25 protein-coding genes are annotated in these 20,754 nt (G+C 41.4%); 8 read left to right on the forward strand and 17 right to left on the reverse strand.

All coding sequences use genetic code 11. The features are described 5' to 3' along the window. The first annotated feature begins 685 nt into the window (after window positions 1–685). Window positions 686–1,261, forward strand: a complete 576-nt coding sequence (locus ABF638_RS29455) for a tyrosine-type recombinase/integrase (RefSeq protein WP_435026420.1) — start codon at window positions 686–688, stop codon at window positions 1,259–1,261. 203 nt (window positions 1,262–1,464) lie between these two features. Here the strand turns inward: ABF638_RS29455 and ABF638_RS29460 are convergent, their stop codons facing one another. Continuing rightward, on the reverse strand, window positions 1,465–2,211 hold the full coding sequence (locus ABF638_RS29460; RefSeq protein ID WP_435026421.1) for a D-Ala-D-Ala carboxypeptidase family metallohydrolase: 747 nt from the start codon (window positions 2,209–2,211) through the stop codon (window positions 1,465–1,467). Between the two features lie 307 nt (window positions 2,212–2,518). Here ABF638_RS29460 and ABF638_RS29465 point away from each other — a divergent pair, with 307 nt between their 5' ends. Further along, window positions 2,519–2,686, forward strand: coding sequence for a hypothetical protein (locus ABF638_RS29465; protein WP_435026422.1), 168 nt, complete (start codon window positions 2,519–2,521; stop codon window positions 2,684–2,686). A gap of 24 nt (window positions 2,687–2,710) precedes the next feature. Here the strand turns inward: ABF638_RS29465 and ABF638_RS29470 are convergent, their stop codons facing one another. Next, a complete protein-coding gene (locus ABF638_RS29470) occupies window positions 2,711–3,301 on the reverse strand; it encodes a hypothetical protein (RefSeq protein WP_435026423.1) in 591 nt (196 codons plus the stop codon). Window positions 3,302–3,512: 211 nt separating this feature from the next. On the opposite strand from ABF638_RS29470, the gene ABF638_RS29475 reads away from it, so the two are divergent. Then, window positions 3,513–3,662, forward strand: coding sequence for a hypothetical protein (locus ABF638_RS29475; protein WP_420761578.1), 150 nt, complete (start codon window positions 3,513–3,515; stop codon window positions 3,660–3,662). Window positions 3,663–3,840: 178 nt separating this feature from the next. Then, window positions 3,841–4,092: a hypothetical protein gene (locus ABF638_RS29480; protein ID WP_435026424.1), complete on the forward strand. Its 252-nt coding sequence runs from the start codon at window positions 3,841–3,843 to the stop codon at window positions 4,090–4,092. A gap of 211 nt (window positions 4,093–4,303) precedes the next feature. Here the strand turns inward: ABF638_RS29480 and ABF638_RS29485 are convergent, their stop codons facing one another. The 15 genes from ABF638_RS29485 to ABF638_RS29555 form a co-directional block, all read right to left on the reverse strand. After that, window positions 4,304–4,600: a hypothetical protein gene (locus ABF638_RS29485; protein ID WP_435026425.1), complete on the reverse strand. Its 297-nt coding sequence runs from the start codon at window positions 4,598–4,600 to the stop codon at window positions 4,304–4,306. Between the two features lie 486 nt (window positions 4,601–5,086). Continuing rightward, a complete protein-coding gene (locus ABF638_RS29490; RefSeq protein WP_435026426.1) occupies window positions 5,087–6,676 on the reverse strand; it encodes a GUN4 domain-containing protein in 1,590 nt (529 codons plus the stop codon). A gap of 106 nt (window positions 6,677–6,782) precedes the next feature. Further along, window positions 6,783–7,661: a hypothetical protein gene (locus tag ABF638_RS29495; RefSeq protein WP_435026427.1), complete on the reverse strand. Its 879-nt coding sequence runs from the start codon at window positions 7,659–7,661 to the stop codon at window positions 6,783–6,785. A gap of 46 nt (window positions 7,662–7,707) precedes the next feature. Continuing rightward, on the reverse strand, window positions 7,708–8,463 hold the full coding sequence (locus ABF638_RS29500) for an SLATT domain-containing protein (RefSeq protein ID WP_435026428.1): 756 nt from the start codon (window positions 8,461–8,463) through the stop codon (window positions 7,708–7,710). 372 nt (window positions 8,464–8,835) lie between these two features. Continuing rightward, window positions 8,836–9,507, reverse strand: a complete 672-nt coding sequence (locus ABF638_RS29505) for a response regulator transcription factor (protein ID WP_435026429.1) — start codon at window positions 9,505–9,507, stop codon at window positions 8,836–8,838. A 224-nt stretch (window positions 9,508–9,731) separates the two neighbouring features. Next, window positions 9,732–11,531, reverse strand: coding sequence for a hypothetical protein (locus ABF638_RS29510; protein ID WP_435026431.1), 1,800 nt, complete (start codon window positions 11,529–11,531; stop codon window positions 9,732–9,734). Beyond that, window positions 11,515–11,697, reverse strand: a complete 183-nt coding sequence (locus ABF638_RS29515) for a hypothetical protein (RefSeq protein WP_435026433.1) — start codon at window positions 11,695–11,697, stop codon at window positions 11,515–11,517. Before ABF638_RS29515 ends, ABF638_RS29510 begins: the two co-directional genes overlap by 17 nt. Further along, window positions 11,694–12,242 carry a hypothetical protein gene (locus ABF638_RS29520; RefSeq protein WP_435026434.1) on the reverse strand — a complete coding sequence of 183 codons (549 nt, stop codon included), beginning with the start codon at window positions 12,240–12,242 and terminating at the stop codon, window positions 11,694–11,696. The genes ABF638_RS29515 and ABF638_RS29520 overlap by 4 nt, the downstream gene beginning before the upstream one ends. Before the next feature lie 21 nt (window positions 12,243–12,263). Continuing rightward, entirely contained in the window at window positions 12,264–12,980 is a 717-nt protein-coding gene (locus ABF638_RS29525; protein WP_435026436.1) for a hypothetical protein, read from the reverse strand. Between the two features lie 11 nt (window positions 12,981–12,991). After that, window positions 12,992–13,435 (reverse strand): hypothetical protein, encoded by a 444-nt coding sequence (locus ABF638_RS29530; protein ID WP_435026437.1) that lies wholly within the window; start codon window positions 13,433–13,435, stop codon window positions 12,992–12,994. Window positions 13,436–13,522: 87 nt separating this feature from the next. Then, window positions 13,523–13,717: a hypothetical protein gene (locus tag ABF638_RS29535; protein WP_435026438.1), complete on the reverse strand. Its 195-nt coding sequence runs from the start codon at window positions 13,715–13,717 to the stop codon at window positions 13,523–13,525. An 8-nt stretch (window positions 13,718–13,725) separates the two neighbouring features. Continuing rightward, window positions 13,726–13,962 carry a hypothetical protein gene (locus ABF638_RS29540; protein ID WP_435026439.1) on the reverse strand — a complete coding sequence of 79 codons (237 nt, stop codon included), beginning with the start codon at window positions 13,960–13,962 and terminating at the stop codon, window positions 13,726–13,728. Continuing rightward, on the reverse strand, window positions 13,959–14,204 hold the full coding sequence (locus ABF638_RS29545; protein ID WP_435026440.1) for a hypothetical protein: 246 nt from the start codon (window positions 14,202–14,204) through the stop codon (window positions 13,959–13,961). Before ABF638_RS29545 ends, ABF638_RS29540 begins: the two co-directional genes overlap by 4 nt. Continuing rightward, window positions 14,201–14,434: a hypothetical protein gene (locus ABF638_RS29550; protein WP_435026441.1), complete on the reverse strand. Its 234-nt coding sequence runs from the start codon at window positions 14,432–14,434 to the stop codon at window positions 14,201–14,203. The genes ABF638_RS29545 and ABF638_RS29550 overlap by 4 nt, the downstream gene beginning before the upstream one ends. 3 nt (window positions 14,435–14,437) lie before the next feature. Beyond that, on the reverse strand, window positions 14,438–15,649 hold the full coding sequence (locus ABF638_RS29555; RefSeq protein ID WP_435026442.1) for a ParM/StbA family protein: 1,212 nt from the start codon (window positions 15,647–15,649) through the stop codon (window positions 14,438–14,440). 143 nt (window positions 15,650–15,792) lie between these two features. Here ABF638_RS29555 and ABF638_RS29560 point away from each other — a divergent pair, with 143 nt between their 5' ends. The 4 genes from ABF638_RS29560 to ABF638_RS29575 all read left to right on the forward strand — a co-directional run bounded on the left by ABF638_RS29560 (window position 15,793) and on the right by ABF638_RS29575 (window position 20,468). After that, window positions 15,793–15,972, forward strand: a complete 180-nt coding sequence (locus ABF638_RS29560) for a hypothetical protein (RefSeq protein ID WP_179076071.1) — start codon at window positions 15,793–15,795, stop codon at window positions 15,970–15,972. Window positions 15,973–16,196: 224 nt separating this feature from the next. Continuing rightward, window positions 16,197–16,919, forward strand: a complete 723-nt coding sequence (locus ABF638_RS29565; protein ID WP_190884685.1) for a hypothetical protein — start codon at window positions 16,197–16,199, stop codon at window positions 16,917–16,919. Between the two features lie 280 nt (window positions 16,920–17,199). Continuing rightward, on the forward strand, window positions 17,200–17,433 hold the full coding sequence (locus ABF638_RS29570) for a hypothetical protein (protein ID WP_435026443.1): 234 nt from the start codon (window positions 17,200–17,202) through the stop codon (window positions 17,431–17,433). Then, a complete protein-coding gene (locus ABF638_RS29575; protein WP_435026444.1) occupies window positions 17,433–20,468 on the forward strand; it encodes a DUF5906 domain-containing protein in 3,036 nt (1,011 codons plus the stop codon). Before ABF638_RS29570 ends, ABF638_RS29575 begins: the two co-directional genes overlap by 1 nt. Window positions 20,469–20,754: the final 286 nt, after the last annotated feature.

Consider the following 20,754-nt stretch of genomic DNA (forward strand, 5'->3'; position numbering starts at 1 on the left):
GCTAAATATCTTAGTTGAGATAAGCTAAATATCTTAGTTGAGATAAGCTAAATATCTTAGTTGAGATAAGCTAAATATTTTAGTTGAGATAAGCTAAATATCTTAGTTGAGATAAGCTAAATATCTTAGTTGATTCACCCTTTTCAGTGCCTCAAACTTGCCATAAATAAGCAGTTTGTTACAGCTTCCGTAACACTCCCCCTACGAAGTAATGTAGGCGATCGCCTGCTCAAAAGCCATTGCAGCGCCTCCCCTTGCTGGTAGACTTTCGGTAAAAAGAATCTTTCACCGACACCACTCGGAGCGCAAAGCTCTAGCAAAGATATCCGTGGCTGGCTAGCTACGCTTGGGTTGAGAGCGGTTTATCAAGTAAAAAGCGCGTAACTTTCGGAATCACTGCTCATTTCACCCCGGTTTATAGATGTATACATGGTGAAGTGCTAACATCCTGTGACTGTAACCCTGATATCAGCGCTGTCATAAGCGGCCTTTATGATTAAAGCCTGAAATGCTGATTCTCTGGTAATCAACCATCTCTGCATCGCCATGTAGATTTATAAGCTAAACTTAATCCCCAACTTTTCCAGTGAACAGTCACGAGAGAATCACGGTTTTAGTCGTATACGCCGGAATCCTTGAATTTGTCGGTGTACCCCTAAGATAGTTATAGTAACTATTCCAGGCTATGAAAATCGACCGTCACGATCAAGCTAAAATTTTATCATCAAGCGAGATCGTTCAGCTATTTACCGAAGGATTTAAAACCGAACGCGATCGCGCTTTATTTGGCCTGTGCCTTTACTGCGGGTTACGAATCTCTGAAGCTTGCACCATGCACACCAGAGGCGCTTACCGCATCTCTGGAGGTGTGCGGGGGCGGATAACGGTACGCAAAGAGAATACTAAGGGGAAGGCTGATACGCGCTCTATCCCGGTCTGTGATGAGCTTAGGGAAATACTAGAGGCTTATTCCTCTCCCAAGGAGTTTTTATTTCCTGGTCGCTGGGGGCGGGGACACATTCACCCCGATTCTGCTGACAAGATTTTAAGGGCTGCGTTTGATGAACTTGATATTGAAGGGGCAAGTACCCATAGTTTTCGCCGAACTTGTTTGACCAAAATGCACTTGTCACACGTTCCGACAAAAGTAATTAAGAAAATCTCTGGACATAAAACATTGGCCGCGTTAGACCGATATCTTGAAGTCACGGACGAGGATTTGCAGGATGGTGTTAATACGTTAAAGTTTCGCGCTTATTAATTTTTTGAGGGTCGCGATCTGAAATTATCCCGTTGGTGGGATTAATATCTGGAACACGCCACCCATGTAAAAACCCACAGCACAAGGGAGGCTACGGGGTATGAAAGGCAATTGGGGAAATGAGGCGTTAATCGATGTCGTCTGCTCTTTAGTCCTTTGTTACGACGACGACTTCCCTTATATTCGTGCCTTTTTACTCTGACCTATGGATAATTCCAGTAAGTGCGACCACCCGGACGAGCATCAATATGGACGAAACCTCTATGCATTCCTGAGCCTAAGCCGACTACGCTTGGAATTGCTTTGCACACATCATACAATCGCTTTAAGTTTTTATCCGTAGGATAGATATCAAAAGCATTTCCAGTAATGTGTTGACTTGCTCTTGCTCCTCCAATTTGGCGATTAATTGCTGGTGGACGATAGCCGCTAGTTACGCCAAGGGTTGAGCCGTATTTATCACGAACTTCTGCAAAAACACGAGCAATTTTTTCAATATTGTCAACAACAACCTTATTTTCAGGAACCCTAGTACATTTGGCTGTGACTTCGCCCCATGTCAAAGGGATTGTGTCAATAATGCGCTCGTCAGAATAGACAATTTTCCCTGATGGCAACTTCATTGATAGCCCTGTCTTGCTACTTTGTGACCCACTGCTTGGCTGCGGTTGATCAGTACTTCCCTGATGCTTTTCTAAAATCTCAAGCAGCGATGATGCAGTGGTTGCTCCCAGTGTATCAGGATACTCTAGCCAATGTTCTTCTTTGTATTTTGCAAAAGCATCTAATGTTCCATTCTCTACAATACCGTCCACTTCTCCGGTATAGTATTTACTAACTTTTAGCAGATTCTGGATTGCTTGAACTACATCTTTATCAGCCGCTACCAGCTTTTTTTCTGCATGACTATTTGCAAAGTTTTTCAGTGCTTCAACGTTTATATCTGCCATTTTTCTCCTTCCGTAAATTTAAGATAAAAGTAACTGTACGAATTTAGTATTCCCGTTTGAAGCTAAAAAGCTCTAATTGTGGCAGATGTTGGGAAATACCATTATCACCATATTGGGGTTAAAGAGGCGCACAGTAAGGGTTTATTGCGTATTACATTGGTTAAAAAACATCTCCAAAAAATAAACTTTTTTGGCAGTCGAAGGGACATAATCGCTACAGATAAGCTGGGCTTAATTCATCCGCTTCTTAAACGTCCGCAAAAAATTGTACTGTTTTTAGTTAGACGAACTGATAGACCATTTTTTTATGCCCGATAAACCCGTTAATCGTCCCCAGATAAATATTCGGTTAGACAAAGACCCCTCGCTGTTAGACGAAATCAAAGCCTATGCCAGCGATCGCAATATTACGAAGAACGAATTTCTGATAGAGGCAATCAAGTCCGCGTTGGGAAAACCAACAACCACCATCTAGTAACTAAAGCAGGAAGAAGCATCTTTATCTTTGTTTAGGTTTAAGACAAGTTACAGGGGTGAATAAGGGACTATGGAGATTCACAGTTGGTGTTTGAGCAACCAGAAACACATTGCGATTGGCATCCACTACCCACCCCTGGGCTTCCACAATTTGAGTAGGGGGATTGACAGGATTGACCTTTTGTAAAAAATTCTTTCCAGTGTTTGTTTGCGACTCTGCTCTTTTGTTATGAGTATTGTCAGCCCGATTTTCATCCTTTGTCTCAAGCGTTATCCAATTAATTATTATCGCATCACCAATTAAAGGTTCGGTGGGACTGGGTGGTATTCCGCCACGCCCTGTGATGATGAGTAAAGGGAAACCAGAACACCCCTGATCGAGTACGAACCACGCTGTTCTATCTATAAACTTCCAAGGATTGTCAAATTGTAATAACGGATAGACTCTAAATATATTAGGTTTATTGATTTCTCGTCTGAAGCTAGAATTGGTACGAGCTTTCGCGTCTTCTAAATTAACTTCTTGAGCAAGGATAGAGATAGGCGTCAACGTACTATTCATCAAAATCGCTAACCCGAAAAACCAGCACCAGCAACCATTGATCTTGGACATTGTATTCTTCTACCTGAAGCTCTAGTTCCTGAACAATAGTTATTCTGTACCAGTTATCAGTAAATTAGATTACTAGAAATCAAAATAACCCTGCCTAGTGGTCAGTTGAAACGCATGAGTTTTACGCAAAACCTGTCATTTATTTACAAAAATACATGAATAAAAGCAGAATTCTGTCGGCTGGTATTTTGGTTTAAAATTACACCTGATTATTAAGGTTCAGGGTGAAATAATCGCCTTCAAATTGACAGCACCCAATGCCATCGCCATCCCTGTCAAAACCATGAGGGTCATTGCCAACAACTCTAAGGAATGCGGTAGGGGATTTCTCCACAGTCAAGGTCTGGCACACCTGGGGTAATGCAGAAATGTCCGGTTAATCAAGTTCATTTAGAGGAAAGGATGTTCAGTATTCTTCAAAACTCATGAACTTGGATCAGCATCAGATACGGCTGCGCCCATAAGTGGTTTGACTTCCTTGGTCTTGCATCCTTACACTCTCCTCGCAGCCCAATTACACGTTTATCCATGTTCGAACCATGAAAATTCATGCTCCCATTTATCTACAAATTTATGAGCGCTCAGAAACGGAGTGGTTTTTTCACGGAGGAAAGACATTTCACAATCCGCGAGGGATAAAAACGGATTTTGAGTCAATTTTGGCTATGCATGACCTGAATAAGATAAACGTGCTAGTGTCCATGTTCCGCATCAATGGTGGTAAAGCTGGTTATTATCTAGCTGATCTTGGCACGATGATGCCCATTTTGCAGATAAGATATCCCGGCTAAACCCCTAATTAACTCTGTACCTTCTAGAATCCTCACAGAAGAGGACAACCAAGGTTAATTATTAAAGGATAAAAACTATCTAAATCAGCAATCAGATAATTATTTTTTTTGATACTGGACTTTGATTTTGATATTAATTTTAAATTTCATTCTCTTTCTAGTTTGTATAGCTTGCTCGTATGGCTACGTTAAGAGCAGCCCCTATTGGTATTTAAAAATCATCATCTATTTTTACTCCACTAAAATTAGTAGTTGAAAGCGGTAATCCTTGTAATATATACTCTTGAACCATTTGAATACTTTTAAATCCTGGTTGCCACATTTCAAAAAGTTTAATGGCTAATTGTTGACGAATGTCTTCAGACAACTCTTTACCTAAAACTACATAACAAGGCGGCGCTCCATAGTCAGGAGGAATTATTGGCACAGTGGATAAGATTGGTATAATTGCATCTCCAAAAATTGGAAAGAAATCGCTATCTTTGTCGCAAAAAGCATAACTAGACAAGGTTCACTCCTTATATTAATTCAAAGTTTGATTAGATTAGAGTTTTTAAAAACAGTTTACCATCTTAGTTTCAGCCTTAGCGTACAAAAAACCCGGATTGGCACGGTGACGCCCATCCGGCATTTTTGGCATTGGGTAAATCATTGTCAGAATGCGCGGCTAAATATCGGGGGTTTTGCAAGAGGTACAAGCCTAAACCTAAACCAGATAAAAGCTATCACTGGGGAAGTAAATTGTTGCCTAAAGTTATTAAGCATAAAAGTAAAAAGACATCACCAGGGCAGATGCGATTACCTTGGGTGGAATGGGAATTTGAAGATTCACCAGTCCGTGACGTGGCTGAATAGTTTGTGGTGGCTAACTGTTATGACCCGAAGATAGCGATGCGGTTGTTTGACGGCGGTGCCAGGTATTGGAATTACTGAAATGCTTTTGTTTTCGTAGAAAGTGCTTTTGATAAGAAATATTTAGGGAAGGCTGGCACGTCTATATGTTACAGTCGGTAAGTCTTTGCATCCATTCTTCCATCCCGCTTATCTTCCATCCTCCACTCTCTTTACCCACCCTTTCCATTACTTGTTCTTTCACCCATTCTTTCAACATCACTCCATTCTTTATACTTCTCTTTTCTCTATTAACAATTATTCTATTAACATTAATATCCCCACTATTAACATTAATATCCCCAATTCTCATACCCCTCAATTCATCCCCAATTCTAAATTCATTAATATCCCCAATTCTTATACCCCTCAATTCATCCCCAATTCTAAATTCAACATTAATATCCCCAATTCTCATACCTTCTTCTCTATTCAAATTAATATCCCCACCTCCAAATTCTAATTTTTCCTCTATACTTATTTTTTTAATTTTACTTACTCCCATTCTTTCCCAAATAATTAACTTCACTACTTCCTTACTTATCTCTACTTCCAACTTCAAAAAACCTTCTACAATTACTTTCTCTAATCCCACTTCCAAATCCACAAAATACTGATTTCTAGAGAATCCCGCTTCACTCACTTTCACCAATAAACCACCTCGACCTCCATTCCCTTCTTTCCCTTCTTCTCTCTCCCTTTCCTCCAAACCATTCCTTTTCAACACCTCTTCCACTATCTCACTCAACCCTATCAATCTTCCCTTTCTCCAATTATTTACCTCACTTTCCAAAATAACATCCCAAATAACCAAACTTTTTGTGTGACTTCCTATTATCCCCATCACCATACCCAGGAAAGGGAAATACCAGTCATCTACTAGGCTATCTAGTTCATCGGACTTTAATAGGAATATAAGTCGCTTTATCTCATCTATTTTTTGCCTTTGAACGCTAAAGCCAAACTTTCCCTTGCTACCTATTACCCATAGCTTATCAATGGTACGCAAGTCTAATTTAGGAAAGTTGTTAATATTTATATTTTTATGTATCCGCAAAACTTGTAGCATTAATATTGCTGTTTCTTTATCGGCTTCTAAAAAGTTTTTGTTTTGAAGTAAATTTCTTAAATTAGTATAGTCTACCTTTACTTCTGATGCTTTCTCACCAGTTACAGGGATTTTATCTAATTGAGATGAAGTATTTTCTCTTAATTGTTGAAGTTCAGCTTCAAACGCTTTTTTATTCTCTTCCCAAAAATGCAACCTATGGGGCTTATCTTTCTGAATATACTGGTCATAAGCTAGCAACTCTCTTTCAAGTAGATCAGCAGTACCTGTATCTTTTGCTAATGACACTCTGAAGAAACGATTATTATTAGAAAAGTTTTTATCAATTAAAAGCTTAATAAAAAAATAATTTTTTTCCTCAATTTCATAGAATTCAACTTTAGTTTCAGAGAGAGCGAATAGTCTATGCTTGCGATAGTCAAAATGTTTCTCAAGTTTATCTTTATTGTCGCAATTAGACAACTTAGAAAAACTGGCATTGGGATCGACATCTTCTAAGTTAAACTTCAAATCGTCCTTCAAATAAACTGCTTTATATTGACCTTTATCGTCATCGCTCAATGAAATTATTGGAATAGCAGGCGATGGGTAGATTCTTGATGGGCAATCATAACCTATTAGCATATATCATTACCTTGTTTCTGTTTACTATTCTCATCCATTGAACAGGAATTACGCAGGTAACACATTTATCTAAAAACTGTCCTATGTAAAGCAATCCTTTAAAGCATTATCTCAAGAAATAAGTTTTGATATATTCTTTTGCAGGTATTTGAAGATGAGCATATATTAACTCTCGTGGAATTATAGCATTTTGTTCAGTATCGTAACCGTGTATGTGAGGATAATGACCGCTTTTTAAAGATTCATTAATTTTCTCACACATCTCATAAACTTGCTCTACATTTTCACGAGGACAGCCTATCCACATAATATACTCGTATATTTTATTATTAAGTGAAATTGGTTTTGATGTTTGACACTCTATGGCATTCTTCCTATGGTCTACTCCTTGCAAACGGGCCTTTAAAAACTTGAGTAATTGTTGCATAGGCTCCATGATTAACTCATGTTCTTTATTAAACTCTTGTACAGGTTGACTATTACCATAATTCTTATTAGTTTCGTAGAAAGAATAAACAATTTTAGAGGGTAATTGAAAATTTCCATCATTATCAACTTTATACTTATCCCAATTTTGCATCTCTTTACTATAACAATCCCCATACATATCTTCATGAGCTGCTCCAGTATCGTAAGGATAAAAGCAGGCCATTTTTTTGATTAATTCAGGTTTGAATACAAAAGCAATAGGTAGATATGTTGCTTCATTTTCATCTTTCTGTATCGGCTTAGAACCATAACGGTGAAAGACTCCACCATACGAAAAGTAAAGCAAATCACGTTCAAAAACTTTACAAAACTGTGGTTTTAAAGTAAAACTACCATCTATAATTTTTTGAAAAGACCCAACAGAAGTAAGATGAGCTATTGGTAAAGGAGGAAGTAATTTTGGATCTTGTATTTTACTCAAAACAAGGTTAAGGGTCTTCTCCAGTGGTACATTGCCACTTTTATCATTTAGTACTGTAGTGTCTAAATTTGTCATAGATGCTTCCTTTATGAATTAAGACAAAAATTATTTCTAATCACTATTAGATATTACTTGTAGATTTGTGTTCTTTCCGAAGTTCACCCCAAGTCGTATTAGTTTCATTAAGAATATTCTGATACCGTTGATACAGCTTGTCTAAATCTTCTCTACTAATATTTCCATTTTCACCAGTACTTAAATACTCTAGATTGTCTTTTAACTCATATAGTTCATTTAGAGTACCAGTGTATCTAATCCATAAACCTCTATAGTTAAAAAATGTGTCCCAAGCCGTCAACAAAGTTGTTATAGCACTGAAAGTAAAGGCTACATTTTGTAAAACCATTTTACTTGGTGTGCTGAGTCCATTTAGTCCTAATAAAATTGTTGTTAATGATGCTATAGAGAAAGATAATAATTTAATTCTGATTGCATTTTCTCTGTTCTCTTTACGACGTTCTCTAAAAGAACTAATCCTCTTATCTATTTTTTCTTTAATAAACTTTATTTTTCTGTTATTTTCATCATCTTTTTCAATACGAGTTACCTTTAGTTTTTGTTCTTTTGCACATTTTGCAATAAAATCTATAAGGTGTTTGTGATTAGAAAAGGTTAGATTTATGACTAAGCCTTCGCCAGAATCTAAGACTAGCTCATCAACTGTGCCATCATACTCTGTTGCCAAGTCTGAAATTTTAGTACCTAGCTCATCCGAATTTTGTATTGAATAGCTAACTTGCACATTAAACTTTTGAGATTGGTCTTGCATTGTCCTAATAGTAGTTTCCACGGCTGCTTGCTCAGGTAATGGATTCATGGCTCTGGCTCTGGAGTCTTGCCATACATCTCATGAATATAGATAAAAATTTACGCTGATTGGTACATACAACATGAGTATGTGGTTTTCCAGATAAAAAATCAATCGAGCCAACGTTTTAAGTTGCTTTGCTCTTTCTAACGCCAGAATTCACGCTTAATCGCAGAGGATACCATAGTATGAGTCTTTTGTCTGAATCAAAGCAATAGCCATAAAGATGCTCGACAGAATCTCTGTCTATCATCACCAAAGGCTTTTTTTAAGAAGGGTAATGAACATGGGTAGGTAGCCAGCCGCTCTTAAGAAGGAAGATAGAGAAAAGTTAACTACCACCAATCCTCGACTTAATCCTTCCGTCTCCTCACCAATACATCATTCATTCACAATCAAGTTATAGTCAATATAACCAAGCATCGCCCCTCTTTTGATCGCCTCATAACTGTTCTTGACGTGCCATTTACTGTACAAATCGCTGGCATAACGTTTGACTGTACTAACAGAGAGAAACATTTCTTTGGCAATCTGTTCAAAACCTAAACCCTGAGCCAGTAAACGCAGGACTTGTATTTGTCGTTCGGTGGGAGAATCAAGCAAGTTTTTGTCAGCAAAGCTAGGGTCAATATATCTATTTTTATCAAGGTTTTTTAACAGTTTTTTAGCCAGCTTCGGGTCAAGCAGGCATTCATCAAAGTAAGCTCTCTTGATGGCTAGTTCAATCAATTCTATATCAGCACTTTTGAGCATATAAGAATCAGCCCCATGACGAAAAGCTGACTTAATAAAGTCGGAATGAGTCTGATTAGTAAAAATCACCACTTTACTATTAGTTTTCCTTTTGATTGAGCTAGTCAGTTCTAAACCACTCATGTCGGGCAATAATAAATCAACTAACACAACATCAGGGTTCGTCTGTTCAATTAACTGAAACCCTAGCTTACCAGAAGTGGCATCACCAGTTACTTCTATATCTGGAGATTGTGAAATAGCACCTTTGATGCCTAAGAGAGTGAATGTTTCTGGTTCAACAATTACTATTCTCAGCATGATGTTGATAATCCTCTAATAATAAATGGCTGTTTATGAGGTTATTTATTATTGGTGTCTAGCGGACACGCTTAAGACACTTGGTGTCTGGGCGGTGTCTGGGGTAGTGTCTGCTGGTGTCTATGCTATACAAGGGTTTTGAGCTTTGGTGTCTGTGGTGTCCGGTGTCCAGTGTCCGCGAAAAATGGGCGTTTTTGGGGCTAGACACCAGACACTATTAGCAGTCAAATTTGATTAAGCTTGATAACACCCTCGCCTATCCAGTCCGCCAATCCTGCCCCCACAATTTCATACATCCAGCCCTTTATTTGCTCAACAGTGAATCTCTCACCGTTCACTTTAAAATTGCCCTTGAACTCTCTTACATCAGCTTCAATTCGTTCAGTTCTGGTGAGATATTCATACAGCTTTTGCGCCTGGGGTGATAGTTTATTAGGTTCATGTTGGGTGTCACCTGCTTTGTTACCAAGATTGAATTCCAGTTCATAAATGCGCTCTAAAGTAGCTTTATCGATGGGGGGATTGGGGTTAGATTCTGCTGGGAGAGCGTCGCTAAAGTCAGATATTTTCGCTGTCATTTTGGGCAGATTAACATCAAGCCATTCGTTGGAACTGTCGAGTTTTACCTTAGCTTTCCCCGTCGATGAGGGCTGTAGTGTAACTGGATCTACTTCTGCCAAACATTCAACTTGGAGCATTTTAGAAACAAGATTGTGTAATCCCTTAATGCCAAATAAACACGTCTGGGTGTTGTTGTGAGCTACGACAGTAATGGGCATCTCTTGTTTACGGCTTTTGGTCAGTGCCAGCTTGCCGAATTTGTCTAACAGTTCTGCATCTTTAATGAAATCGCCGTATGTGGTGGCCTCCTCACAAATTAGTGCGGTTGCTTTACCTTCTGCCCAAAGTTTTTGTCGCCATTGCGACTCACTCATTGAGGAATCATTGAAAGTTTTTAACCTCGATTCCAGTTCTTTTAAGTAATTGCGGATCTGCTGCTCTATCTCATCCCAGGAGTGATAACTTTCAACTCCTCGCCATTCACTACGGTTCGAGTCGGGGTCAAGGACAATCACACGGTAGCCGGCTTGTTTTTTGAGTTGGATTACATAACGGGCTAGCCAAGATTTACCACCGCCTTGGTTGCCCCAGACAAGAGCAGTTTGTTTGACTAAGTTTTGCACCCATGCCGTTTTATTGTCCTGTGGTGCAATCGCTTGGCTGTCTGCCCCAGTAACCTTATCGTTGGGGTCAATCGTCCCCTGTAAAGTCTGGCTACCTTGTAGATAGGGCGTTTTCATCTCACGAAGCTGCTTAATATAGTCCGCCTTCTGTTCTTCGGTCATCCCCGCCGTTTGCGCCTCAAAGATAGCCTCGGATGCCTCCATCTGCGTAACTTCTATCTCCGTGTGAGCGTAAATCTCAGCTTTTTGGATATCCACAGTGCGATCATTAGCGACTAGATCCAGGTCAGCTTGTAGTTGAACTTCTGCGATCGCAACGTCTCGGTAACTCTCTAGTAGCTCGGAACGTGCGGCCATCTCTGCTTTTGCAGCATCCCGCTTTTGGGCAATGTCTTCAAAAACTGCTCTCTGCTTCTCTTCCGATTGGCAGTGGCGAAGCATCCATCCAGCAAGCGCAAACCCCAGGAATCCCCCAAAACCCCAAAACGGTTTGTATGGGTTGGTCGCTTTCACCAGCCCATTAACCCCCATAGCTGGGTCACGCACTACTTGGCGCGGCATTCCTTCACTCTTCCACTGTGACCAATAAAATGGGGTCATCCTGAAAGGTCGTCCATTCTTGTCTGAGCAGGTCAATGTTTTCTGTGGGGTTTTCAGACAAAAGTAAATGCGCGAGCTGCTGGTTCCTTGCCAAGCCATCGCAGCCGAACTAATACCCACAGTTAAACTTAGCCCAATTGCAACAGCTTTCCGATCCATTGATAATCTACCAAACCACAGCATTAAACCCGACTGTTGTGATTCAGATAACTGTTTATGCTTGTCAGTTAAGTAATTCATTGTTTATCCTTTCCACATCCTCAGCCCAAAGAACAGCACCCGACTCAACATCATCAGCCCAAATAATTAGCCCACGGTCATCTAACTCATCAAGACTGACAGCGTTCACTTCTTCGACAAATGAATCTGGTAAAAAACGAAAAAGAAACCTAATAAAACTATTCATTTACTTTTCCTACCACCAAATAGAAAAATGATTAATATCGCTAGAAATATGCCCACTCCTGCACCATCCATCCAACTTGAAGATTCAGCAGTTTTTGGCTTATAAACCGACTCAATAGAAGTCTTAACTGTACTAGTAGAAGTTCTCGCTTCATTCCATTCACTAATCGGTTCATTGAGCGCACATAACAACGCTAATGAAGCACTGCAACCAGTCATTAAATTAGTGACAAAATTGTTAAAGCCTTCACCCGTTGCAGTGGCAGTAAAGTACAGGTGTGCAGTACCCACAGCTAAGAACATTCCAACTGGGTGAACTTGCAACAGGTGAAAAGTGAAAATAACTGCACTGTTTAAGCAACTGCCAGCGACAATCTCACAGGCATTACCAGCACGTCTAAATGTTCTACCCCGGTTGTTTTCTGGCAGTGGTGGTAACTGTTCGGGTTGTTGATGCTGCTTAGTTGATTGTGGTGTTTGTGCCAGCCCTTCATGCAAAAAAGGGCTGACGCTACGAGGATCTTCATTTCGTTTCCTTACTAGCATCAGCCTTACCTAATTAATTGATTATCTATCGCCTAACTTCTGCCACAAGTTACCCAACATTGCACCCCAACCGCGAACTGTTCCTGTTGCAGAAACACTTGATGCTGGTGCAGAAGTTTGGCTAGTAACTGGTATCACTTCTTGGGGGGCAAGATTAGGCTCTAATGCTCTTGAGCCAAACCTTGCACGGGCTAAAAGTTGTTGTCGTTTCTCTCTTAATCCCGTAGTAATTGCTTGCCTTTCAGCTTGCACAGTTTGCTTATTTTCTATGCTGCTTATTTTATTTTCATGTCTCCACAATTCAGCTTGTAAATCATGGTGTAATTGGGCGGCAACTTCGGTTAATGCGTGTTTACGCTTTTGGTCAATTCGCAACAAATCGGCTCTATCTTGGGCATCTATTTTACTCATATCGCTGTCAAATTCAGCGTTAAGTTTACGAATTTTGGCGATAGCACCCGCAACGTGAGAGCCGTATTGTTTACGAAGTTCAGTCCAAGTTACTTGTCCTTTGGTCAGCTTCTCCATCGCCTCAAAGACGACCTTGGCATTGTCCAGAAATGGCTCTAATCTGTCAGATAATTCTTGGGCATTATTCGCATAATCCGCAAACTGTTCGAGCTTATTTATATCAGAGAGATAGCCCAGAATATCAGACTCAAATCCTCCCCAGCCAAGCGCTTTCTCATCAATATGGCTTGCATGACCAACTACCGGATTACGTATTGCAAAGTCCATTGCTGACACTCCTAATAAGGTATGTTGTCGTAGTCGATATCGCTCGACTCTTGGGGCAATTTATCCCAGTAACCCATCTCTTCAAATCGGTTATAAATTCTCGTTGCTAATTGCCTTACAGGGTCATTAAAATCATCAGAAATTAAATCAAATCTGTTCTCACCAAATGCCAAAGTATTTGCAATATCCGGGTCAATACCATTACCTAAGAATTGACCAAATGCAGCAGAGTATGGATGGTCATCGATGGTTGAATGAGTTGCTAGAAATTCCGTTCCGGTGAAAGGTGGGTAATTTTCACTTTCATCTGGCGGCGTGTCAAGTGCCTCAATATCAGCCTCAATCATTGATGCCCATTGTTCAGGATTTTCCGCTTTGAATTGCTCTAATCTCAGGGCGCGGTCAGTCAGAGGTGATTTGCCCCAATCGTTGGGATTTTTGTAGTGAAGTGTCATTTGTTAGAATCCTTAATGTCTGATGTGTACTCACGATGCACAGATGGGCGATCGCCAAGCTTGCCGGCAGATGCGATCGCTTCATCATCAGTTCTCACAAAACTCAACAAGTTCAAAAACCTCCCGAAGTACTTGGTTTTGGCTTAATTCTTTGCGTCTACCCTTGGAGTCGTTAAAAATGAAAGGGGCATTGATTCGACAATTAGACCGATGGCTGTAGCGCAGTTGTTGACCACGGAATTCATACAAGTGGTTACGTTGTAGGGCTGTCGTTTCTAACATTTGCTCCCTCAAACCTGCGAATAGAACTCGATATTTAGGATTGCTTCGTGAATCTCCATCAAGGCTTGAACGGCATCACCTATTTTTAGGTCATTCGATGTACTGAACCGCTCGGAGGCTTCGATTTGCTTGTAATTGGGAGATGCTTGCACAAACCTAAGAATCTGTTCGCAACCGAGGATGATGGTCATGATTTCGGTTGTTGTTAGGCTTGGTTGTGTCTTTTGGGTGTCTTGGTCGCTCATGACTTCCTTCCTTTTCTTTGGGTTTTCATCGGTGTGGGTTGGGGTTCTGGCTGATTACTTGGGGATTGTGGCTGGTTCGGCTTTTGAAGTACATAGCTGATGGCCCCTGCACCACCCACAGATGCGGCAATGGTGAACATATTGTTTCTGCCAAGCTGCTGCACTCCGAAATAGCCAAAAGCGATCGCTGCTGCTGTTGCACCAATGCCTAAAACCGTGTTTCTGAATGTGGATTTGGTCATGCTGCTCCCTTGAAATTAGTGACCATTGCGCTAAGTGCCGATTTATTGGGCTGTGTAGATTGTGCTGTTTCGGGTTTGGGCGTTGTTTGCACATTGCCATGTTGAAAAATCAGTTTCTCTACACCTGCTGATAATGCTTGTGTCGGTGCATCTTGGGGTAAATCAAAAATCTTGCACAATTCAATTACTGCTAAGTAGGAGATGGTTATACGCCGAGATTCGTAATTCATTAATTAAGCTCCAATTGATATTTGAGTTAATAGCTTCAACCCCAAGGCATTGATGAATTGGGGATTATTCAAGACCACAAAGCCTAAACCGGCTAAGTTTTGATCCACCACTGGTAGAGAAACACCCCCACCCCAGGCGACAAGGTATTTAGCGCGGTCTAGATAATTGCCAGCAGTCACAAAGTTGGCGAATTTCTCAATCCTGTTACTCCACCACTGATCTAGACATTGGCTGTACTCGGTTTCAAACTTCTTGCCTGTCAGGTGGTTGCCTCCATAAGTGAAAGTGCCTTCAATAATCCCTTGGTTCACCAAGCTGGGCGAGTGCTTCACATCCTTGGATAGCAGACTTACTCGGTCGTTTCGCTTGTCGAGAGCTTCTGCAATCATGCTGTGCAGTTCACCCGCTCCACCTTCAATCAGGTGGCGGTCTATGACTGCACCGCTACCGTTAAACACGGTAATCAACCAAGTGGATGAACCGATATCGAGTGCGATCGCTAATTCTGAGGGGTCAAGTACTAGGGATGCTTCACCAAATAAGCAGTGGGCAATGCTTCCAAAACCTTCGGGGTAAATGCCTGTGACTATGATTTCAACTGTCTTGCTGACAATGGAACGAGTTACAGGGTGCAAATGTTCAAAGGTGTGAGTTCCTTCAACTCTGCGTTTAATCTCTTGGCCCCAGCGTTCGGGGTTATGGTTGCTCAAACTAATCGAAAGCTTGAACCCATCGGGAATATTCAGAACTGCTAAGTCTGCAAGGATGCTTTCTAGTGCCAGTTCTGCTTTTTTCGCCTTATCCTCGTGTAACAGGGTGTGGTCACTTTGCGCTAGAGCCGCACTGCCCCAAAAGAATTGAACGTCTTTTAAGTCCAGGCGCGTTCCTTCTACATATCGAAGCCATGCCCCATCTTTTGAGATGGTTTCGTGGTGCATGATGTTGCGGTTGCGAACAAGTGAGTATGCGGCTGGCATCATGATCGAAAAATCACCGATGATTGCCTTGCCATACCCTGCTCCTGAGTCTTTTCCGGCGATCAGGTCAGTTAGCCCGGATTTGGCTAACAACTCCGCTTGGACGAGCCAGTTTTTGGCATTGGTGTATGTGGTTGTCATGGTTCTGTTGTTTGTTAAAGTCTTGTTTTTTCTGGCTTGGCGTTGATTTTTAGGCAAATCACGATAAATCCAAATATCCAGTTTGGGGCTTGCCATCACTTCGCTTTCCGGCTTCTATCACCTCTGTTCTGCGTCGTTTTTTGGCTTGCTAATGTTATGTTAACGCAATATTGTGCTGTTGCAACAGCGTGTTAAATGATGTTTTGTTATTGCAACAGTAAAATGAAGCAATAAATCTTATGAGTAATGGCATGGGGAGACGTAATAATCCAGACTATTCACAAATAACCGCTTTAATATCAAAAGATATAGCTAAAAAGTTTCGCCTCTACTGCACGGATCAGGAAATTCAGATTACAGACGCGGTTGAAGAAGCAATTAAAGAGTATCTGAGTAAAAGAGGTGTCTCACTAACTTGATGTTGCAACATTGCGCTAAAATCGCTGTGAAGCTGAAAAGCGATCGCAGAACATAAACAGACTAATCAAAACAAACCAGTATGACGATGACTATATAAAACGTTTGATACTGCCTGCACTGGATAAAGAGTCTAACAAATGGCTATTAGTTCAGAAATGCAGTGTCAAGCATTAGTATCAGTACAGCCCGTATTAATTTCACATCATTAATTTTGATGCTGCCAATGTTAGCCGTGAAAGACCCACAAAGCGATTTTCAACTCCCCCTGCATAACGAAGCAGCATTAAAGTGGATTAGGGAGACGAAAAATTACTACTCCACTGTTGCTCTAGCAGTTGGTGGTACTGCGCTGGTATCTGGCAGCTTCATTAATCCGGCTGCCTGGGCTGCTTTTGCATTGGCTTACAAACCGTTGGTGATCATTCAAAAACTTGCACGGTTGGAAAAATTAACCGACCTACTTTTACAAGAGTTTAAAAGCCAGGGGATAGAAATCTTTCCATTTCCGGGAGGAGAGAAAAACCCTATTGACTTGTTTATTAGATTTCCACGAACAACTCACCTGTTTATCTCCATTCGTTCGATAGGAGATAGGGAGGTAGTCTACAACGAAGCCAGGGAAGCTTTACAACTCAGAAAGAAGGATAAGAATGGTTTGACAACCTGGAAACCTTGTCCACTACTTGAGTTGGCTGATTACGAAAAGTGGCTTAACAAAAACAGAGACTTGTTCGCAATGTCTTCTCGTGAAGCTACAAAAACGCCAACAGCAAAAGTTTTAGCCCTATGGCCTCCTACTAGAGCGGCTTCAAATCTCAATGAACATTTATATTCGTCCGTGGGAAGTATGAGAATTCTGGCTCTTAGGAGAAAAGGTACTATGTTTGTGATTCAAGAGGGGGAAGTAATCGAGTTTGTTAGGGCTTGGTTAGCCCAATACAAATAGGCTAAAAGTTGAAAACCCCTTCGTCCAGTGTGGACAACGGGGCTTTCAAAATTAATTCCATTGGAATTGGGGATTGGGTTTCGCAGCCTAATTAGTATCCCTAATAGTAATTTTATCTTACACGATCAGGTGTAAAGCCAATGTAATACTGGCTCACCAGATGTAAAGAGTGTTTCAAGAATTTTAGCAAATTAGATTTTTGAACGTTTGTACTAGAAAATTACTGCCACGGGATAGCTCCAATTCCTCCACTACATACACATACTGGAGGATTTGTAAAGTGTCAAAAAAACAGCTATTTCAGACTGATACTACCAGCAAGCTGCTATTCGCAACTATTGCTAACGCTTGCCCCCACTGCGGTAAACCAGACTGGTGCTATTCAATCTTGTCTTTTACAGTCTGGAACAGCGATCGCAAGCGATCCTATGCACTGGGTCAACTTAAACAATCGCCAACTTATGTATTAAGCAATTGTCAAAAATTAAATAATGTTCAAGGAGGTATCGCGTAATGGTTGCACAATTCCCCAATCAACAGGCGTTCGCCTCCTTCGACATCCGAAATTTTGTAGACCAGCTAGAACCAGCCAAAGTTAAAAATAAGTTTATTTGTCCAGTTTGTGGCGGGAATGACTTATCTATTGTCCCAGAAACCGGGAAGTACAGATGCTTCAATAATTGTGAGTGTAAGGACATCAGAGAGGCGATTAAACCCTGGGCTGAAGTGGTGGCAGAAAGGGCAGGGGCTAATTACACTCCATCCCTAAACCGTTTGGCTGCGAAGCCCAAGAGAATCTTGCCCAAAAGTGCGCCAATTCCAGATGGTGAATTAGCACTGGTGATGTTGACCCAAGCGGCGACTGACATACCCCAAACTCAAAACATAACTTGCAAGCTCCCAAAGGGAATACCAGGGAACGCAACACAAACAATCTATCCTTACTCACAAAGCCAATGGGTAATTCGCTATGAATGGGCGGATTACATCAAAGAGAAGGGAAAAGATAAATCCTTCCGCCAATGGCACAGGCTTCCAGATGGCACTCCAGAGATGAGAAAAGGGGATAAACCCTGGAAAGCTTACCGCATTGATGAAGCGATCGCTGCTAGTAAATCTGTACAAGGAACCCCGGCACTACTCCAACACGAAGGGGAGGGGTGCGTAGAAGTTGGTCGAGAGCATGGGCTTGCTGGGTTCACTTTCCAAGGTAGTGCCTGGGACAAAAAATCAATCCTGCCAGAATACCAACTCATCAAGGATTCAGGCATAGGATTAATCGTTTTTCTGCATGACCCCGATGACACTGGGCTAAAGAAACTCCAGACCTGCCAGGACTGTGCAGCCGAGGTTGGGATTGGATTTATTGGAATTAACCCTCACGACATCTGCCCCGATTTACCATATAAATCAAGTGACATCAAAGAAATCTTGGGGCAGATGGAAGTACCAGAGTTTATCCGCAGGTTAGAGCAGGAGATCCACGCGGCAGTAGCGCAGCGATCGCAACAAGCAGAGGTAGATGTCGTTGATGATGATGCCCAAAATCCGGTTGTAGCCTTTACCCAGCAAGCTTTTCAAGCTCTCTACGGCGATAAGAACTGGATTTGTGCTGCTGATAAGCTTTACTTCCACACTGGCAACCACTATAAACACTCTCCAGATTCCGCAGAGCGCAAAAGAATTTATGACTTTTGCAATTCCTTTGTGGTCGAGAACGAACAGGGTAAAAAGTCTTGTCCCTATGCTTCACCTAGTTCAGTCAAGAAGGTTTTGGAATGGGTAAAAATGGGGACAGAAATTGACCCGGAACTAATCAATCCTCCTGGTGTAAATTGCACTAATGGGATAGTCAGGGTTAAGTGGGAAGGCAGAGATTTTACAGTAAGACTAGACCCGCATACACCCCAGGACTACTTTATTTATGAACCATTAATTGAATATGACCCTAATGCTGACGATACATATTGTGAGCAACTTTTAGCTTGTTTAGACAAGCCACAGCAAGAAATATTTCTAAGAAATATTGCTGCATCCCTCGACCTTGAAACTGTTAGGAAATTTAGAGGCAGAGAGGTAAAAGCAATGTTTGCAATTGGTCTTGGTTCTAATGGTAAAGATGCTCTGCGCGAATGTGTATCAACCATTTATGGAAAAAACGGATTAACTTCTGTTTCTTTGGGTGACTTTCAATCTTATGACGAAGGCAGAAAATTCGGACTAGCCCCACTTATATATAGTCGAGTTAACTGGGCTTCTGAAAACCCACAAACATCTAGGATTGATAGACTTCAAAGTTTAAAATTATTTGTCACTGGAGATACATTACATTGCGAACAAAAAGGGAAAGACCATATAGAATTTTCTTCTAACGCAATAGGTATTTTCAACTTAAACGAGACTCCCGCATTTCAAGGCGTAATACAAGCAATCAAAGATAGGATTGCAATTCTAGAATTCAAGAAAACCTTTGTAGATAATCCTGATCCAAATAATCTAAATGAGATAAAAGGCGACCCCAGATTTCGCTATGACCAAGATTTTATTAGAACGCATGTTGCCCCCGCATTCCTAAATAGAATGCTAAAAGCTCTCAGCAACCTTGTAGAGTCAGGTATCGATTATGAATGCACAACCGACGCTTTCCACAACCTTCAGAGAGAGAATAATCATCTTTTTGACTTCATCTTAAGCGCAAATATAGGTTATGTGCCTGATGGGGAAATTACCGCACGGGCTTTATGGTCAATGCTGGAACAGCACTATATCGATAATGGAACGCTGACCATAGATGAGGGCAACCGCAGAACGTGGATCGACCAAGTTCGCCCCAGCGATAAAAACGTGAAGGGCATCAACCAAATCATCCCCCGCATCTCCCAACTGTTTCCGAAAGCGGTCAAGGGAACTAAGTACTGTGACATTGCTAAAAGAAACATTCCAGTACTGAAAGGCATCGGCATTTTGTCAGTTCCCCGCACCACTTTAGACGAAACCCGCACCACTTCCGCACCACTTGCCGCACCAGAAACCTCGCAAAATCAGGACTTCCGCACCACCCGCACCACTTTTTCAGATTCTCAGGAAAATAACATTGAAGAGTCAGAGGTGAAAATTGAATTGCTTTCTCCTCCAGTGAAAAAAGAAGAATATGCCACCTCAACTGGTGCGGGTGATGCGGAACCCTTGCTAGATATGGAAAACTGCTGCGGTGAGTCCTGCGTCAGTGGTGCGGATCAACTAGAAAGTGGTGCGGAACCCTTACCTGACTTGGAAAACTCATGCGTCACTGGTGCGGATCAGCTAGAAAGTGGTGCGGGTGAATCCGAGTCGGTGCGATCTGACGAAGATTCCAAGGTTTTAGCCTCAGAAGCGATCGCTTGTATCTTGGAATCCCCTAATCCAAGTTGGGAGGTAATTAAGGATATTTTGGGTGAAATGGAAATCGCTTCTTATTTAGAACTGCACGGATTTTTAACCTTGGGTGAATTCGCGCAACTTGAGATGCTAGTACCAGCCGCCGAGAGGGAGGTTCACTTTGGCTCATAAAAATGGGTGGTCACTGCCACCCGTTAGCTTACTGTTTTATAAAAAAACTACTTAAGGGTATCCGCCGTTCGCTATATTTACCCCAACAAACGGAATTGTTTGTTGGGAACTCGGTTGAAGTGCGATCGCTTAGTTGTAGCGACCTGCAATTATAAATGCCCAAACCTGCAATCAAGACTTTTTCAAACCAGGATTATTTGCAACTATAATTTCAGTTGAGCCAGGATTAACTGCAACTGAGCCAGGATTAAATGCAACCAGCCTGCAATCATCCGTTTCGACCAGG

The organism is Nostoc sp. CALU 1950, from assembly GCF_051172895.1.
Lineage (GTDB): Bacteria > Cyanobacteriota > Cyanobacteriia > Cyanobacteriales > Nostocaceae > Nostoc > Nostoc edaphicum_A.